Origin of the sequence: Bradyrhizobium sp. SZCCHNRI2009, assembly GCF_032485115.1 — a bacterium.
Classification (GTDB): domain Bacteria; phylum Pseudomonadota; class Alphaproteobacteria; order Rhizobiales; family Xanthobacteraceae; genus Bradyrhizobium.
The window spans coordinates 417628-434013 of sequence record NZ_JAUEUH010000006.1; the positions used below are offsets into that span (position 1 = coordinate 417628).

Annotated in this window: 15 protein-coding genes; 10 read left to right on the forward strand and 5 right to left on the reverse strand. The window is 65.7% G+C overall.

Translation table 11 applies throughout. The annotated features are described in order from the left end of the window. Window positions 1-24: 24 nt before the first annotated feature. The 3 genes from QX041_RS23225 to mobA all read right to left on the reverse strand — a co-directional run bounded on the left by QX041_RS23225 (window position 25) and on the right by mobA (window position 2650). On the reverse strand, window positions 25-1236 hold the full coding sequence (locus tag QX041_RS23225) for an ABC transporter substrate-binding protein (RefSeq protein ID WP_315717975.1): 1212 nt from the start codon (window positions 1234-1236) through the stop codon (window positions 25-27). Window positions 1237-1420: 184 nt separating this feature from the next. Continuing rightward, window positions 1421-2011, reverse strand: a complete 591-nt coding sequence (locus tag QX041_RS23230) for a cation transporter (protein WP_315717976.1) — start codon at window positions 2009-2011, stop codon at window positions 1421-1423. 9 nt (window positions 2012-2020) lie between these two features. Further along, window positions 2021-2650, reverse strand: coding sequence for a molybdenum cofactor guanylyltransferase MobA (mobA, locus tag QX041_RS23235; protein ID WP_315717977.1), 630 nt, complete (start codon window positions 2648-2650; stop codon window positions 2021-2023). A 240-nt stretch (window positions 2651-2890) separates the two neighbouring features. Between mobA and mobB the strand changes: the two genes are divergently transcribed. From mobB to QX041_RS23250, 3 genes are all read left to right on the forward strand, one after another. Continuing rightward, window positions 2891-3424, forward strand: a complete 534-nt coding sequence (gene mobB, locus QX041_RS23240) for a molybdopterin-guanine dinucleotide biosynthesis protein B (protein WP_315717978.1) — start codon at window positions 2891-2893, stop codon at window positions 3422-3424. Between the two features lie 106 nt (window positions 3425-3530). Then, window positions 3531-3791: a sulfurtransferase TusA family protein gene (locus QX041_RS23245; protein ID WP_315717979.1), complete on the forward strand. Its 261-nt coding sequence runs from the start codon at window positions 3531-3533 to the stop codon at window positions 3789-3791. A gap of 699 nt (window positions 3792-4490) precedes the next feature. Then, the gene (locus QX041_RS23250) at window positions 4491-6146 is read left to right on the forward strand and encodes an OFA family MFS transporter (RefSeq protein WP_315717981.1); all 1656 of its coding nucleotides are present in this window, start codon (window positions 4491-4493) and stop codon (window positions 6144-6146) included. Here the strand turns inward: QX041_RS23250 and QX041_RS23255 are convergent. Together QX041_RS23255 and QX041_RS23260 are read right to left on the reverse strand one after the other, a co-directional pair. Then, the gene (locus QX041_RS23255) at window positions 6133-6435 is read right to left on the reverse strand and encodes a hypothetical protein (RefSeq protein ID WP_315717982.1); all 303 of its coding nucleotides are present in this window, start codon (window positions 6433-6435) and stop codon (window positions 6133-6135) included. The two genes, QX041_RS23250 and QX041_RS23255, sit on opposite strands and share 14 nt — an antisense overlap. A 78-nt stretch (window positions 6436-6513) precedes the next feature. Continuing rightward, window positions 6514-6966, reverse strand: coding sequence for a hypothetical protein (locus QX041_RS23260; protein WP_316166610.1), 453 nt, complete (start codon window positions 6964-6966; stop codon window positions 6514-6516). 440 nt (window positions 6967-7406) lie between these two features. Here QX041_RS23260 and QX041_RS23265 point away from each other — a divergent pair, with 440 nt between their 5' ends. From QX041_RS23265 to QX041_RS23295, 7 genes are all read left to right on the forward strand, one after another. Further along, window positions 7407-7496 carry a K(+)-transporting ATPase subunit F gene (locus tag QX041_RS23265; RefSeq protein WP_042340291.1) on the forward strand — a complete coding sequence of 30 codons (90 nt, stop codon included), beginning with the start codon at window positions 7407-7409 and terminating at the stop codon, window positions 7494-7496. A 34-nt stretch (window positions 7497-7530) separates the two neighbouring features. Next, window positions 7531-9234, forward strand: coding sequence for a potassium-transporting ATPase subunit KdpA (kdpA, locus tag QX041_RS23270; RefSeq protein ID WP_316166611.1), 1704 nt, complete (start codon window positions 7531-7533; stop codon window positions 9232-9234). 16 nt (window positions 9235-9250) lie between these two features. After that, window positions 9251-11368, forward strand: a complete 2118-nt coding sequence (gene kdpB, locus QX041_RS23275; protein WP_316166612.1) for a potassium-transporting ATPase subunit KdpB — start codon at window positions 9251-9253, stop codon at window positions 11366-11368. Window positions 11369-11490: 122 nt separating this feature from the next. Beyond that, window positions 11491-12096, forward strand: coding sequence for a K(+)-transporting ATPase subunit C (locus QX041_RS23280; protein ID WP_315717986.1), 606 nt, complete (start codon window positions 11491-11493; stop codon window positions 12094-12096). A gap of 67 nt (window positions 12097-12163) precedes the next feature. Next, window positions 12164-14881, forward strand: a complete 2718-nt coding sequence (locus tag QX041_RS23285) for a sensor histidine kinase KdpD (protein ID WP_316166613.1) — start codon at window positions 12164-12166, stop codon at window positions 14879-14881. Then, window positions 14878-15567: a response regulator transcription factor gene (locus QX041_RS23290; RefSeq protein WP_316166614.1), complete on the forward strand. Its 690-nt coding sequence runs from the start codon at window positions 14878-14880 to the stop codon at window positions 15565-15567. The genes QX041_RS23285 and QX041_RS23290 overlap by 4 nt, the downstream gene beginning before the upstream one ends. 622 nt (window positions 15568-16189) lie before the next feature. Then, window positions 16190-16369 carry a hypothetical protein gene (locus QX041_RS23295; RefSeq protein WP_315717991.1) on the forward strand — a complete coding sequence of 60 codons (180 nt, stop codon included), beginning with the start codon at window positions 16190-16192 and terminating at the stop codon, window positions 16367-16369. The last annotated feature ends 17 nt before the right edge of the window (window positions 16370-16386 follow it).

Sequence of the window (16386 nt, forward strand, 5' to 3'; positions counted from 1 at the left end):
GGCCGCCGATCGTTCAGTGCGCCGTCACTTCTTGATCAGCGGGCACGCCGGATCCGGCGGGCCGAACGCGTCATCGCCTTTGATGGTCGCGAGGATCTTGTAGTAGTCCCAGGGATATTTGCTCTCCTCCGGCGATTTGACCTGCGCCAGCACGAGATCATGCACCATCAGATTGTCGGCTCGCAGCTTGCCGTTGCGGGCGAAGAAGTCCTCGACCGGCGTGTCCCGCATCTTCGCGGCGACCGCGAGGGGATCGTCGCTGCCCGCCGCCTTGATGGCGTTGAGATAGTGCATGACGGCGGAATAGACGCCGGCCTGCCACATCGTCGGCATCCGGTTCATCTTGGCGAAATAGCGCTTCGACCATTCGCGCGTCTTGTCGTCCATGTCCCAGTAGAACGAGGTGGTGAGCAGGAGCCCCTGCGCCGCCGGAAGGCCGAGCGAATGGATGTCGGTGACCAGCGCGAGCAGCGCCGCCATCTGCTGGCCTCCCTTGAGCAGGCCGAACTCGGATGCGGTCTTGATCTCGTTCATGTTGTTGGGCGGGCCGGCGGCGATGCCGATGATCTTGGCCTTGGAGGCCTGCGCCTGCAGGATGAAGGACGACAGATCGGGCGTCGCGAATGGCGGCCGCACCGCGCCCACGACCTTGCCGCCATTGGCGATGACGACGCTGGAGGCGTCGCGCTCAAGCGAATGGCCGAAGGCGTAGTCGTCGGTGATGAAGAACCAGCTGTCGCCGCCGCGCTTGACGACCTCCTTCGCCGTGCCGGTGGCGAGTGCGCGGGTGTCGAACACCCATTGCATCGCGTAGGGCGAGCAGAACTTGCCGTGAAAATCGGCGGCACCGGTCGACTGGGTGATGAACAGCTTCTTCTTCTCGGTGGCGATGGTCTGCACGGCGAGGCCCACCGCGGAGACCGGCACGTCGACGATGAGATCGACCTGCTCGGTGTCGTACCAGCGGCGCGCGATCGCGGCGCCGATGTCGGGCTTGAGCTGATGATCGCCGACGATGACGCTGATCGGCTTGTCCAGCACCTTGCCGCCGAAATCATCGACCGCCATCTGCGCCGCGGTGACGGAGCCTTGTCCGGTCGGCGTCGAGGCCGGGCCGTTCATGTCGCTGAGCACGCCGATCTTGACGACGTTGTCGGAGATCTCGGCCTGCGCGGCGGTCGTGACCAGCAGCGCGGCTGCGGCCCACGCCGCCCGCTTCAAACAGCTGAGTTGCAATCAGTCCTCCACCGGTAGCGGCGTGACGCCGTTGTTTGTTCCGGCTCTGCCGGCCGGTCCGCCTATCTGCAATCAATCCAGGGCGGCCGTCAATCATGCCGGACGGCGGAGCGGTGGAGCGATCCCGTGCGCTGCAATGCCGCAAGCAGTGAGGTCGTCGCGCGCGCGCAGGATTCTCGGCCGTTCAGGCCTTGGCGGTCTTTTGCTCTTCGTGCGCAGCCTCCCACACCTCGCGCGCGGCGTCCGCATTCATGAGCGCGATACCGACGCCCACGATCAGGTCGGGCCAGATCGAGGGCCACACAAAGGCGGTCACGAGACCGACCGCGATGATCGCGATGTTGGCGAAGGCGTCGTTGCGTGCGGACAGGAAGGCGGCGCGGGTGAGGCTGCCCTGGTGGTCCCTGACCCGCGCCAGGATCAACGCGCAGCCGAGATTGACGATCAGCGCGCCGAGGCCGGTCACGGTGAGCGGCAGCGGTGCGGGTACGATCGGCGTGAAGAACTTCTCGCCGGCGGTCCACAGTCCGGCGACCGCCGGCGCCAGCAGGATCAGCGCCAGCACCTTGCCGAGCAGCGCCCGCCGCGGCGCGCTCCAGCGCAGCGCCAGCGCAATCAGGATGTTGACCGAGGCATCCTCCAGAAAGTCGACGCTGTCGGCGAACAGCGACACCGAGCCGATCGCCAGCGCCACGGCGAACTCGATGCCGAAATATCCGAGATTGAGCGCGGCAACGGCAAGCACGGCGCGGCGAACGATGGTTGTCGCGTCCATCAGGCGTCCTCAATCCTCGAGAGCTGCGAGCCGCTCCGCCTCGGCGAGGTCGACTGCGGTATTGGCATTGAAGAACGGATCCAGCGGCACCGTCGGCCAGCTCACGGTCGCGACCTTGTAGCGCGCCGTGAAGCGGGTGACCTTCCGGATGTCCTCCGCGACCAGGGCGTGCCGGAGATCCTCGCGCAGCCCGACCGGCCACAGTCCGATCACCGGGTGGATCTGTCCGCCGGACGCCGCCAACGCCAGCTTGGCCTGCTCGGCCGCCCGCGCTGTCGCCAGCCGCGCGACGAGATCACGCGGCAGGAATGGGCAGTCGCCGGCGGCGCTCAGCATCCACCGGGCCTCCGGCATGTGCGCCGCAACCCAGTCGAGGCCGGCGAGAATGCCGGCGAGCGGGCCCGGGAAGCCTGCGACGCCATCCGGAACGACGGGCAGACCGTTGCCTGCGAACCGCGCGGGGTCGCCATTGGCGTTGAGGATCAGTCGGCTGCACTGCGGCGCCAGCCGCGCGATCACGCGCTCGAGGATGGTGCGGCCGTCGACCATGCGCAATGGCTTGTCGCCGCCGCCCATCCGCTGCGCGCGACCGCCGGCGAGCAGCACGCCGGGGATCGAAGTCGAGGTCATGGCTGTCATCGCGGGTTCGTTACCACGACTGCTGCCAGGGCGTCAGTGTTGCGCCGCGCGCGATCCACCCATTTGCGCCTGCCCGGCGGCCATGCCGGCATGGCCCTCCCACGGCCCTTGCCTGGTCCATGGGGCTGCTGGCATGACATCGCCAAGAGTGGACGTGGCGTTCCACGGGGCCTTCGGGCCATCGATCGATCCCGCGCTCCTGGCTGTGCGAAAAACGCCGGGGCCTTTCTGGAGACCGCGATGAAAGTCATCGGCCTCGCCGGCTGGAGCGGCGCCGGCAAGACCACGCTGCTGACGCGGCTGATTCCTCATCTCAGGGGGCAGGGACTGCGCGTCTCGGTGATCAAGCACGCCCATCACAAGTTCGACGTCGACGTCCCGGGTAAGGATTCGTGGCGGCATCGCGAGGCCGGGGCCGAGGAGGTCCTCGTCGCGTCGGGCACGCGCTGGGCGCTGATGCACGAGCTGCGCGGCGCAAGGGAGCCGGCACTCGCGGAGCTTCTGGCGAAATTGTCTCCCGTCGATCTGGTCGTCATCGAAGGGTACAAGGCCGGGCCGCATCGGCGCATCGAGGTGCATCGCACGGCCAATGGCAAGCCGCTGCTGTTTCCCGACGATCCAGGCATTGTCGGGCTCGCCAGCGACGGCGATGTCGAGACGGCGTTGCCGCGCGTTCATCTCGACGACATCCCGGCGATCGCGGCGCTCGTCCAACATCTGGCGACGCCGCGGGCGGACGTTCTCGCGCTGTGCGACAAACCTGGTGTTCCGTGATGGAACTCGCTCGAGCTCGCACTCATCGCTTCTGGCATCCCAGGAACCCTGCTCCGAGTTCCATAGGATGGTGCCGCCCCGGTTGACGTGCCGGAACCGCTTCTCCATGGTCGCCCGCATGATGACGAGGCTGGATCTGACGGGCCTGAAGTGCCCATTGCCGGTGCTGAAGACCCGGAAGGCGCTGCAGACGCTCAAGGCGGGAGAGCGGCTCGAAGTGTGCTGTACCGACCCGCTTGCTGTGATCGACATCCCGAATCTGGTCCGGGAGACCGGAGATCGGGTCGAGAGCGTCGATCGCACCGAGCGCGGCATCCTATTTCGGATCGAGAAGGCCGCGGAATCGGCCGGATCCGTGCGGCGGTGAACATCCTCTGCTGCGGGTTGCTCGAACTACGTAGTTCGCGCGCGGTCTTGGTCGGACTGTCAAGAGATCGCGCTGCTTCCTATCGTCGCAGCGGCGCCAACCCGAGCTCACAACAATGCCGCGTTCTCAGTCCAGGCTTGCGACGCTGTTGCAAGGCAAGGACAAGTTGTTCTTCTTCACGTTTCCGCGAGCGCGTGCATGCTGATGGTCGGCCCATCTTATTAGTTGATTTCATCAGGTATGGTCGTGACGCGTCGAGAAAGTAATCGAGAGCAACATGACTACAGCCGGGAGTGGCGGTCGCGTTGGTTGCACGTGAATTTGTGTGTGTGCTAGCAACACATTCGCGCTGCAGTGCGATCAATCCACCAAGATTGACCGATTATTACCATTTTACTATCGACAATTTGCCTCGGTTCTGCACCAATTGGGGCGCTTCCGCGGAGGTTGCGGGGGGCGAGTCATGCCCGCTGGGGAGCGGGCCAGGCAGAACAGCGGCACAAGAAGCGGCACAAGAATGGTGAGGGCATAACGTCTCGGGTGGGGTGTTATGCGCATCGAGGCAGTGATGAGCGTTTGTGCGTTGCGAGACTGCTCTGGTACGCGATAGCGGGCGGGGTGAGTGGGCGTATTGATTCTGATCAAGGGGACAGAACATGACGTTGTTGCGTTGGACGAGAGTCCGTAGGGGAGGGATGCATGGCTACCATTGAAAGCGCGGGCACGCTCCCGGGCGCGCAGGCGGGGATCTTCGATCGTGAGCACACGGTCGCCAAGGCGGGGTTCAACCGCTGGCTGGTTCCTCCGGCTGCGCTGTGCATCCATCTCTGCATCGGCATGGCCTATGGCTTCTCGGTGTTCTGGCTGCCGTTGTCGCGCGCGATCGGCGTGACCAAGACCCAGGCCTGCCCGGACATGACCCTGGTGCAGGAGCTGTTCACGACGACCTGCGACTGGAAGGTCGCGAGCCTCGGCTGGATGTACACCCTGTTCTTCGTGCTGCTGGGCGGCTCCGCTGCCGTCTGGGGCGGCTGGCTCGAGCGGGCCGGACCGCGCAAGGCGGGTGCCGTCGCGGCCTGCTGCTGGGGCGGTGGCCTCCTGATCGCGGCGCTCGGCATCTATGTTCACCAGCTCTGGATGATGTGGCTCGGTGCCGGCGTCATCGGCGGCATCGGCCTCGGCCTCGGCTACATCTCGCCGGTGTCGACCCTGGTGAAATGGTTCCCGGACCGGCGCGGCATGGCGACCGGCATGGCCATCATGGGCTTCGGCGGCGGCGCGATGATCGGTGCTCCGCTCGCCAACCTGCTGATGAACTACTTCAAGACCCCGACCTCGGTGGGTGTCTGGGAGACTTTCGTCACGATGGGCGTGATCTACTTCGTCTTCATGATGATCGGTGCCTTTGCCTATCGCGTCGCTCCGGTGGGCTGGCAGCCCGAAGGCTGGACGCCGCCTGCGGTCAAGAAGGCAATGATCTCGGAGCACCATGTGCACCTCGACAACGCGCACAAGACTCCGCAGTTCTGGCTGGTCTGGTGGGTGCTCTGCTTGAACGTGTCGGCCGGTATCGGCGTGATCGGCATGGCCTCGCCGATGCTGCAGGAGATCTTCGCCGGCAAGCTGATCGGTTTGCCCGACGTCAGCTTCAACCAGCTCGACGCCGGCCAGAAGGCCGCGATCGCGGGCATCGCGGCAGGCTTTGCCGGCCTGTTGTCGTTGTTCAACATCGGCGGCCGCTTCTTCTGGGCGTCGCTGTCGGACCACATCGGCCGCAAGAACACCTATTACTGCTTCTTCCTGATCGGCATCGTGCTCTATGCGCTGGCGCCGACCTTCGCAGCGATGGGTTCGAAGCTGTTGTTCGTGGCGGCCTTCGCCATCATCCTCTCGATGTATGGCGGCGGCTTCGCGACGGTGCCTGCCTATCTGGCCGACCTGTTCGGCACCCAGTTCGTGGGCGCCATCCACGGCCGTCTGCTGACGGCCTGGGCGACGGCCGGCATCATCGGTCCGGTGGTCGTCAACTACATCCGCGAGTTCCAGCTTGCCGCCGGCGTGCCGCGCGACCAGCTGTACAACACGACGATGTATATTCTCTGCGCCATGCTGCTCGCCGGCCTGATCTGCAACTTCTTGATCAAGCCCGTCGATGACAAGTGGAACATGAGCGCGGACGAAGTCGCGAAGTACCAGGCAGAGCTCGCCAAGAACGAGTCGGCGATCCAGCACGGGTCGTTCGGCATCGGCAAGGGCGGTCTCGACGTCAAGGCCGCCCTGTTCTGGGCCTTCGTCGGCGTGCCGCTGGCATGGGGTGTCTGGAAGACGTTGGAAAGCGCGGTCAAGATCTTCTGACCGATCGGCGATGAGACAAGCGGGGCGGCCGGATCGGCCGCCCCTTTTTTTGCGGCGCAGAGGCTTGGTTTCCGGACGACTGGATCAGCGCCATCGTCGCGCAAAAGAGCGCGGTGTAGCCGATCATCTCGTCCCAATGGTTCAGGCCCGCGGCGAACACGCCCTTGCGGCGCAGCACCGCAAGCATGGCACACAGGATCATGGTCATCCAGAGCAGGGCGGCGAGGCTGCGACCGAAGCCGATGCGGCCGAACGTGGCGAACAGGATGAGGATTGCTAGTCGCAGCACAACTCGCAGCAGGACCCTGGCCGCCGGACGCTCAGCGGGCTTGTCGGTGGAGATCAGCGTCGCGCAGGTAACACCGGCTCAGAAGTTGTCGCAGCAGAGCAGGTCGGCAAGCCCCGGTTCGGCCTGGACGCCGCGCCTTGCGTCAGTCTGCGAGACGCCGGGCTCGAGACGGCGGGCCTCGGCCGCTGCGTGGAGAATGGCGAGGGCGAGATCGGCGTGGCGGGCTTCGACGCAATGATCGAGCCAGTCCGGCAATTCGCGCTGTTGCGACAATGCGCAGTGCCATTCGCCGTCATCATAGGCGATGCGCCGGAGCTGCCATCGTGGCAATTGCAGCGCGACCAGCTCCAGCGCGGCATCGATCCGCGCGTCGGTCTCCAGCAATCGTGCGATCCGCAGCCGGCGTCGCCCTCGCGCCGACAACGGTGAGACGTCCTCGTCTTCGCCAAGCAGGGCCGTCAGCATCGCCGTCGTGGTCTGCGCGAGTTGTACCCGCTCGGGCACATCCGGTCGTGTCGTCAAGGCAGCCATGCCGGCCTCCCGTCGTCAGTGAGCGATGGCCCGATGGGCCTTGATCGGCAATGTGGTCGACGGCGGCGTAGGAATGCGAGAGGGGCGAAGGCGCGAAGAAATAGCCGGCGCATAAAGACGCCTCGGCGGCATGGCCGGTTCATATGCGGCTGCGGCCGCGCGGTTCTGCCGGGGGGCGCGAGAACGCCGCGGTCTTTATGAGATTCCTATAACTCTGTCGGCAGTGCTGTCTCGAAAACCTATGAGGCCGGATGCCATCTGTCCGCCATGGAACGGACCGTGGCCGCAGCGGCGCTCCCGGCCGCTCCAAGCGTTGCGCGTCTTTCGCGCGCATGAGGAGCACACCATGCTGGACATCCTGATGCTGGCGCTGGCCGCCGGCTTGTTCGCCCTGGCGATCGGCTACACCTACGCCTGCGAGCGGCTCTAGGAGACGAGCCATGATCTTCGACTATTCGCTCGCCGGCGCGGTATCGCTCGGCCTTCTGATCTACCTCACCTACGCGCTGTTGCGGCCCGAGCGGTTCTGACCGCCACCGTCGCACCTTCAAGGACAACATCCCCATGACTGTGATCGGCTGGATCCAGATCCTGCTCTACTGCGCCGTCATCGTCGCGCTTGCCAAGCCGCTCGGCTGGTACATGACGCGCGTCTTCAATGGCGAGCGCACCTTCCTGTCGCCGGTGCTGCGGCCGGTCGAGTCCGCAATCTACTGGATCGGCGGCGTCGACGAGCGCCGCGAGCAGCATTGGCTGACCTACACGGTCGCGATGCTGCTGTTCCATGTCGGCGGCTTCCTGATCATCTACGGCGTGATGCGCTTGCAGGCCGTGCTGCCGTTCAATCCCGCGGGACAGTCTGCGGTCGCCGAGGATCTCTCCTTCAACACCGCGATCAGCTTCCTGACCAACACCAATTGGCAGAACTACGGCGGCGAGAGCACGCTCTCCTATCTCGTGCAGATGCTCGGGCTCACGCACCAGAACTTCCTGTCGGCCGCGACCGGCATCGTGCTCGCGATCGCGCTGATCCGCGGCTTCTCACGCGCCTCGGCGCGGACCGTCGGCAATTTCTGGGTCGACGTCGTCAGATGCACGCTCTATGTGCTGCTGCCGCTCTGCATCGTCTACACGCTGTTCCTGGTCTGGCAGGGCATCCCGCAGACGCTCGGGCCCTATGTCGGGGCCACGACGCTGGAAGGGGCGAAGCAGACCATCGCGGTCGGCCCGGTGGCTTCGCAGGTCGCGATCAAGATGCTCGGCACCAATGGCGGCGGCTTCTTCAATGCCAACGCCGCGCATCCGTTCGAGAACCCGAACGCGCTGTCGAACTTCATCCAGATGCTCTCGATCTTCGCGCTCGGTGCCGCGCTGACCAACGTGTTCGGCCGCATGGTCGGCAACCAGCGCCAGGGCTGGGCGCTCCTCGCCGTGATGGGCGTCCTGTTCATCGCCGGCGTCGTCATCACCTACTGGGCCGAGGCCAACAGTACGACCACGTTGAACGCGCTCGGACTGACGGGCGGCAACATGGAAGGCAAGGAGGTCCGCTTCGGCATCGTCGCGTCGTCACTGTTCGCCGTGATCACGACGGCCGCCTCCTGCGGCGCGGTCAATGCCATGCATGACAGCTTCACCGCGCTTGGCGGCATGATCCCGCTGATCAACATGCAGCTCGGCGAGATCATCATAGGCGGCGTCGGCGCCGGGCTCTACGGCATGCTGCTGTTCGTGGTGCTCGCGATCTTCGTCGCCGGCCTGATGGTCGGGCGCACGCCGGAATATGTCGGCAAGAAGATCGAGGCGCGCGAGGTCAAGATGGCGATGCTGGCGATCCTGGTGCTGCCGCTGATGTATCTCGGCTGGACCGCGGTCGCGGTGGTGCTGCCGTCGGCCGTCGCGTCGATGGCCAATGCCGGTCCGCACGGCTTCACCGAGGTGCTCTACGCCTACACTTCCGCGACCGCCAACAACGGCTCGGCATTCGCAGGACTCACGGGCAACACCTTCTTCTACAACCTCACGCTCGCGTCCTCGATGTTCGTCGGCCGCTTCTTCATGATCATTCCGGCGATGGCGATCGCGGGCTCGCTCGCCGGGAAGAAGTCGATCCCGCCCTCGGCCGGCACGTTCCCGACCACGGGCGGCCTGTTCGTCGGCCTCGTGGTCGGCGTCATCCTGATCATCGGCGGCCTCACCTTCTTCCCGGCTCTCGCCCTCGGTCCGATCGTCGAGCATCTCGCGATGGCCGCCGGCACCGTGTTTTGATCTCGGAGCAACCTCCATGGACACCATGAAACTGCAGAAGCGCTCGTCGATGTCGACGATGCTCGACCCGAAGATCGTGCTGCCGGCCATCAGGGCCGCGGTTGTCAAGCTCGACCCGCGGCTGATGATCAGAAATCCGGTGATGTTCGTGGTCGAGGTCGTCGCCGCGCTCACCACGGTGATCTTCCTGCGCGACGTCGTGACCGGCGGAGCGGATCTCGGCTTCACCTTCCAGATCATTCTCTGGCTGTGGTTCACCGTGCTGTTCGCCAATTTCGCCGAAGCCGTCGCCGAAGGCCGCGGCAAGGCACAGGCGGATTCGCTGCGCAAGACGCGCACCGAGAGCCAGGCCAAGCTGCTGACGGGCACGAACCCGGCCGATCACACCTACAAGCTCGTGCCCGGCACCAGCCTGAAGGTCGGCGATCTCGTGCTGGTCGAGGCCGGCGACACCATCCCTTCCGACGGCGAGGTGATCGAGGGCGTCGCCTCGGTCAACGAGGCTGCCATCACCGGCGAATCCGCGCCCGTCATCCGCGAATCCGGCGGCGACCGCTCGGCGGTGACCGGCGGCACGCAGGTGCTGTCGGACTGGATCCGCGTCAGGATCACGGCCGCGCAAGGCTCGACCTTCATCGACCGCATGATCAAGCTGGTCGAGGGCGCGGAGCGGCAGAAGACGCCGAACGAGATCGCGCTCAACATCCTGCTCGCCGGCCTCACCATCATCTTCGTGTTCGCGACGGTGACGATCCCGAGCTACGCGGCCTATGCCGGCGGCTCGATCTCGGTGGTGGTGCTGGTGGCGCTGTTCGTGACCTTGATCCCGACCACGATCGGCGCGCTGCTGTCGGCGATCGGCATCGCCGGCATGGACCGCCTGGTGCGCTTCAACGTGCTGGCGATGTCCGGCCGCGCGGTCGAGGCCGCTGGCGACGTCGATACGCTCCTGCTCGACAAGACCGGCACCATCACGCTCGGCAATCGCCAGGCGACTGCATTCCGTCCCGTCAAGGGCGTGAGCGAGCAGGAGCTCGCCGACGCGGCGCAGCTCGCCTCGCTCGCCGACGAGACACCGGAGGGCCGCTCGATCGTGGTGCTGGCCAAGGACAAATACGGCATCCGCGGCCGCGACATGGCCGAGCTCGGCGCCACCTTCGTGCCGTTCACGGCGCAGACCCGCATGAGCGGCGTCGATGCCGGCGGCTCCTCGGTGCGCAAGGGTGCGGTCGACGCCATCCTCAATTCCATCGGCGGCGGCCCGACCCAGCCCGTCTCCGGCAACACGGTGCGCGCGGTCCAGCCGGTCGAGAGCGAGCTTGTCCGCGAGATCCGTGCAATCTCCGACGACATCGCCAAATCCGGCGGCACGCCGCTCGCGGTCGCCAGGGACGGGCGCCTGCTCGGCGTCGTCCAGCTCAAGGACATCGTCAAGGGCGGCATCCGCGAACGCTTCGCCGAGCTGCGTCGGATGGGCATCCGCACCATCATGATCACCGGCGACAACCCGATGACCGCGGCGGCGATCGCCGCCGAAGCCGGCGTCGATGATTTCCTGGCGCAGGCGACGCCTGAGGACAAGCTCAAGCTCATCCGCGACGAGCAGGCCAAGGGCAAGCTGGTGGCGATGTGCGGCGACGGCACCAACGATGCGCCGGCGCTGGCGCAGGCCGATGTCGGCGTCGCCATGAACACCGGCACGCAGGCCGCGCGCGAAGCTGGCAACATGGTCGATCTCGACTCCAACCCGACCAAACTGATCGAGGTGGTGGAGATCGGCAAGCAGCTCTTGATGACGCGCGGCGCGCTGACGACGTTCTCGATCGCCAACGACGTCGCGAAATATTTCGCGATCATCCCGGCAATGTTCCTGGCGTTCTACCCACAGCTCAACGTGCTGAACGTCATGAACCTGGCGAGTCCGCAGAGCGCGATCCTGTCGGCGATCATCTTCAACGCGCTCGTCATCATCGCGCTGATCCCGCTGGCGCTGAAGGGCGTCGCCTACCGCGCCATCGGCGCCGGCGCGCTGCTCGGCCGCAACCTGATGATCTACGGGCTGGGCGGCATCATCATCCCCTTCATCGGCATCAAGGCGATCGACCTGATCGTGACCGCCTTGCATCTGGCTTGACAACCACAACCGCTGTCATTGCGAGCGAAACGAAGCAATCCAGGACTGTCTCGGACCACGCGACTCTGGATTGCTTCGTCGCTTCGCTCCTCGCAATGACGGGAGAGACACAGGAGATTCCCATGCTCAAAGAAATCCGTCCCGCCATCTTGGTCCTGCTCGCGCTGACCCTGATTACCGGGCTGCTCTACCCGCTCGCCATGACCGTCGTCGCCGGCACCATCTTTCCGGCGCAGGCCGAGGGCAGCCTGATCACGCGCAACGGCAAGGTGATCGGATCGGCGCTGATCGGTCAGGAGTTCAAGGACGACAAATATTTCCACGGCCGTCCGTCGGCGACCTCGGCCGCCGATCCGAACGACTCCACCAAGACGGTTTCTGCGCCCTACAACGCCGCCAACTCGTCCGGCTCCAATCTCGGCCCGACCAGCAAGGCGCTGGCCGACCGCGTCAAGGAGGACGTCGACAAGCTGAAGGCGGAGAATCCCGCGCAGGCCGTGCCGGTCGATCTGGTGACGACCTCGGCGAGCGGGCTCGATCCGGACATCTCGCCGGAGGCGGCGCTGTTCCAGGTGCCGCGGGTGGCCAAGGCACGCGGCTTGCCGGAGGCGAGCGTCCAGGCCGTGATCGCCCGGCAGACCCAGGGCCGTCTGCTCGGACTGCTCGGCGAACCCCGCGTTAACGTGCTTGCGCTCAACCTGGCACTCGATGCTGCCAAACCGCAATGACGCCCTGAAGGTCTTGGCCTTGAAGGTCTTGGCCTTGGCGCCGAGGTCCCTCCGTCTATAATGCCGCATGGCCAGTCAACGCCGCGATCCTGACCAACGTCCCTCGCCGGAGGCCCTGCTCGAAGCGGCCCGGCGGGAGGACAGTCCTGCCGGCAAGCTCAAGATCTTCGTCGGCGCCGCCCCCGGCGTCGGCAAGACCTATGAGATGCTGTCGAGCGCGCATGCCAAGCTGAGGGCCGGCGTCGACGTCGTGATCGGCTTCGTCGAGACGCATGGCCGCGCCGAAACCGAGGCGCTGGTGCGCGGCCTGGAGGTCGTCCCGCGCAAACGTATTTCCTACAAGGACCAGATCGTCGAGGAGATGGATCTGGATGCCGTGATCGCGCGCCGCCCCAAGCTCGCGATCGTCGACGAGCTCGCGCATACCAATGCGGCGGGCAGCCGCCACCCCAAGCGCTATCTCGACGTCGAGGAGCTGCTGTCGCACGGCATCGACGTCTACACGGCGGTCAACGTCCAGCACATCGAGAGCCTCAACGACGTCGTCGCCCAGATCACCCATGTGCGCGTGCGCGAGACCGTCCCGGACTCGGTCCTCGACCGCGCCGACGCCATCGAACTGATCGACCTCACGCCCGACGATCTGATCCAGCGACTGAAGGAGGGCAAGGTTTATGTGCCCAAGCAGGCAGAGCGGGCGCTGGAGCATTATTTCTCGCCCGGCAACCTGACCGCGCTGCGCGAGCTCGCGCTGCGCCGGACGGCCGAGCGCGTCGACGAGCAACTACTCACCCACATGCAGGCCAATGCCATCGCCGGCCCCTGGGCAGCCGGCGAGCGCATCCTCGTCTGCGTGTCGGAGGACCCGCGAGCGACAGGGCTGGTGCGCTACACCAAGCGGCTCGCCGACCGCGTCCACGCGCCGTGGACCGCCGTTACCATCGAGACCCGGCGCAACCTGCAGCTCACGGACAAGCAGCGCGACCGGCTCGCCGATACGCTGCGGCTGGCCGAGACTCTCGGCGGCGAGGCGCTGACGATTCCGGGCGTCGGCCGGCGTATCGCGGATGACCTCATCAACTTCGCGCAGGCCAACAACGTCACCCAGATCATCATCGGCAAGTCGAGCCGCTCGCGCCTGTTCGAGATCATCAGGGGCTCCGTGGTCCACGACCTCGTCAGGGGCGCCGGCAACATCAGCATCCACGTCATCGCCGGCGAGGAGGCGCCGGACACCACGAGCAGCTCGGTGCAGACGCGAGCGCGCAGCGAGCCGCTGCAGCCGAAGCCCTATCTGAAGGCGCTGCTGATCACGGCTGTCGGCCTTGGCCTCGCCGAGCTGATCCAGCCCGTCTTCGGCATCGAGAACGTCGATCTGGTGTTCCTCACGGCCGTGGTCGGCGTCGCCGCACGCTACGGCCTGTGGCCGTCACTGCTGGCGAGCCTCGCCGCCTCGCTCTGCTACAACTTCTTCTTCCTGCCGCCGCTGTATACGTTCACGATCACCGATCCGACCAACATCGGCGCGTTCTTCTTCTTCATGTTGATCGCGATCCTGGTGTCCAACGTCGCCGCGCGCGTTCGCGTTCAGGCTGACGCCGCCACCCACCGCGTCCGGACCACCGAGCAGCTCTATGCCTTCAGCCGCAAGCTTGCGGGCACCGCGACCCTCGATGACGTGCTGTGGGCCACGGCCTATCAGGCGGCGTTGATGCTGAAGGTACGGGTCGTGCTGCTGCTGCCGCAGGACGGCAAGCTCACGGTCATGACCGGCTACCCGCCGGAGGATCAGCTCGACGACGCCGACCTCGCCGCCGCGAGCTGGGCCTGGAGCAACGACCGCGCCGCCGGCCGCGGCTCCGACACGCTGCCGGGCGCCAAGCGGCTGTTCCTGCCGATGCGCACCGGGCGCGGCTCGATCGGCGTCATCGGCATTGATGACGATCGCACCGGGCCGCTGCTGACGCCGGACCAGCGCCGGCTGCTCGATGCCCTGGTCGACCAGGGCGCGCTCGCGATCGAGCGCGTGCTGCTGGTCGAAGACATGGACAAGGTCAAGCGCACCATGGAGCAGGACCGGCTGCGCTCGGCGCTGCTCACCTCGATCTCGCACGATCTGAAGACGCCACTCGCCTCCGTGCTCGGCGCGGCCTCGACGATGCGCGATCTCGCGGCCCGGCTGTCCGACAAGGAGAAGCTCGACCTGCTCGCCACCGTCATCGACGAATCCGAACGGCTCAACCGCTTCATCGCCAATCTCCTGGACATGACCAGGCTGGAATCGGGCGCAATCGTGCCGAACGCCGCGCGCCACGACGTCGGCGAGATCGTCGGCAGCGCGCTGCGGCGCGCGAGCAAGATCCTCGCCGGTCATCATGTCTCGCTCGAGCTGGCCCCCGATCTGCCGATGGTCGAGGTCGACGCGGTGCTGTTCGAGCAGGTGCTGTTCAATCTGCTCGACAACGCCGCCAAATATGCGCCTCCCGAGACCTCGATCGCGATCCGCGCGGCCCGCGACAACAACTGGGTCATGCTCGAGATCCGTGACGAAGGCGACGGCATTCCCGCCGCGGAGGTCGAGCACGTGTTCGACAAGTTCTATCGCGTGCAGAAGGGCGACCAGGTGCGGCCCGGCACCGGTCTGGGGCTCGCGATCTCGCGCGGCTTCATCGAGGCGATGCATGGCCGCATCTTCGCCGGCAACCGCACCGATCGGCCCGGCGCGGTCCTCACCATCCGCCTGCCCGTGCCGGCGCAGGCCAGACCGCTGGATACGGCCGCATGACCGGCGCTCCGATCAAGGTGCTCGTGATCGACGACGAGCCGCCGATCCGCAAGCTGCTGCGGATGGGCCTGACCACGCAGGGCTACGAGATTCTCGAAGCCTCGAACGGCAGGATCGCGCTGGAGCTGTTGGGCCAGGAGCCGGCGCTGATCATTCTCGACCTTGGCCTGCCCGACGTCGGCGGGCTCGAGCTGCTGCGAACCATCCGTGGCCGCAACGAGGCCGTGCCGGTCGTGGTGCTGTCCAGCCGCGGCGACGAGGCGGGCAAGGTCCAGGCGCTCGATCTCGGCGCCGACGACTACATCACCAAGCCGTTCGGCATGGATGAGCTGCTGGCGCGGCTGCGCGCGGCGTTGCGGCATCAGTTGCAGGTGCAGGGCGAGCGTCCGGTGTTCCGCACCGGCGATCTCTCCGTCGATCTCGTCCGCCGCATCGTCAAGGTCGGCGACCGCGAGATCAAGCTGTCGCCGAAGGAGTACGATCTGCTCCGCGTCCTGGTGCAGCACGCCGGCAAGGTGCTGACGCACCGCTTCCTGCTCAAGGAGCTGTGGGACGAACTGACCGACGCGCAATATCTGCGCGTCTATGTGCGTCAGCTGCGGCAGAAGATCGAGGCCGATCCCGAGCGCCCGCAATTCGTATTGACCGAGACCGGCATCGGCTATCGGCTGCGCGCGCCGGACTGAGCTTTGGCCGTATCGGCCGACTGGTCCTGTGTGTCAGGGGCGTTGGCATCGCCATTCGATGGGCGAGCTTGCGTGTCCCGCGGGCGGCATCAGCTCGTTTCGTTATATTTTCGAGCAATTTTGACCAGCCGGTCATCTCGCGCTGCGGCACAGTACGTCCGCAGGCGCCCGTTCTCTGGATCAACGGATGATCGAGACCGCGGTCGTGCCACCTCATCGGCGCAGCTGATCGTGCGTTTGCATGCACGACGGTGTAAACACGGGACGTGCCATGTCTCGGCTTGTCAGAACACGATCTGAATTTGGGGGGGCGAGGCTGCCGACTGCGGCGCAGAGATTGTCATCGGCGATACTGGGAAGAGCATCATGCCCGAAATTCATCTCAATCAAGGTCAGCCCGACGCGTTGCGGTGCCGCTTTGGCATGAAGGCCGGCCTATGTCCCGGTGAGGGGTTCTGCGCGTTCGATCTTTCAGCCTGCAGGGACTGTTCGAGATCGCAGCACAAGATCCAGACCTTGACGGGTTCGGAAGACCCGATGAGATCAAAGATATTGCACACCTGGATTTCGTTTGCCGTTCGTCCATCGACGTCGTTCTTGGCTCCCATCAGTGAGGTCGGTCATGGAAGAATACATTCATCTGCAGAACCTCATCCTGTTCAGGAAACGTCTCGCTGAATTCAACGATGAGTCCAAGCGGACGGTGCTCCTGAAATTGCTGACTGAGGAAGAGGCCAGGGACGCATCATTCGGACCGTCGCCTTGTCCAGTTGCGCCTCATGCAGCGGATCAGAACGTCTGATTGGCTTCTCGGTCTAT

What these genes read in the sequence shown, in the direction of transcription:
- QX041_RS23265 (WP_042340291.1), top strand. Translation starts at nt 7,407, where the DNA reads ATGATCTTCGACTATTCGCTCGCCGGCGCGGTATCGCTCGGCCTTCTG.
- mobA (WP_315717977.1), bottom strand. Translation starts at nt 2,650, where the DNA reads ATGACAGCCATGACCTCGACTTCGATCCCCGGCGTGCTGCTCGCCGGC.
- mobB (WP_315717978.1), top strand. Translation starts at nt 2,891, where the DNA reads ATGAAAGTCATCGGCCTCGCCGGCTGGAGCGGCGCCGGCAAGACCACG.
- QX041_RS23250 (WP_315717981.1), top strand. Translation starts at nt 4,491, where the DNA reads ATGGCTACCATTGAAAGCGCGGGCACGCTCCCGGGCGCGCAGGCGGGG.
- QX041_RS23260 (WP_316166610.1), bottom strand. Translation starts at nt 6,966, where the DNA reads ATGGCTGCCTTGACGACACGACCGGATGTGCCCGAGCGGGTACAACTC.
- kdpA (WP_316166611.1), top strand. Translation starts at nt 7,531, where the DNA reads ATGACTGTGATCGGCTGGATCCAGATCCTGCTCTACTGCGCCGTCATC.
- kdpB (WP_316166612.1), top strand. Translation starts at nt 9,251, where the DNA reads ATGGACACCATGAAACTGCAGAAGCGCTCGTCGATGTCGACGATGCTC.
- QX041_RS23290 (WP_316166614.1), top strand. Translation starts at nt 14,878, where the DNA reads ATGACCGGCGCTCCGATCAAGGTGCTCGTGATCGACGACGAGCCGCCG.
- QX041_RS23245 (WP_315717979.1), top strand. Translation starts at nt 3,531, where the DNA reads ATGGTCGCCCGCATGATGACGAGGCTGGATCTGACGGGCCTGAAGTGC.
- QX041_RS23285 (WP_316166613.1), top strand. Translation starts at nt 12,164, where the DNA reads ATGGCCAGTCAACGCCGCGATCCTGACCAACGTCCCTCGCCGGAGGCC.
- QX041_RS23295 (WP_315717991.1), top strand. Translation starts at nt 16,190, where the DNA reads ATGGAAGAATACATTCATCTGCAGAACCTCATCCTGTTCAGGAAACGT.
- QX041_RS23280 (WP_315717986.1), top strand. Translation starts at nt 11,491, where the DNA reads ATGCTCAAAGAAATCCGTCCCGCCATCTTGGTCCTGCTCGCGCTGACC.
- QX041_RS23230 (WP_315717976.1), bottom strand. Translation starts at nt 2,011, where the DNA reads ATGGACGCGACAACCATCGTTCGCCGCGCCGTGCTTGCCGTTGCCGCG.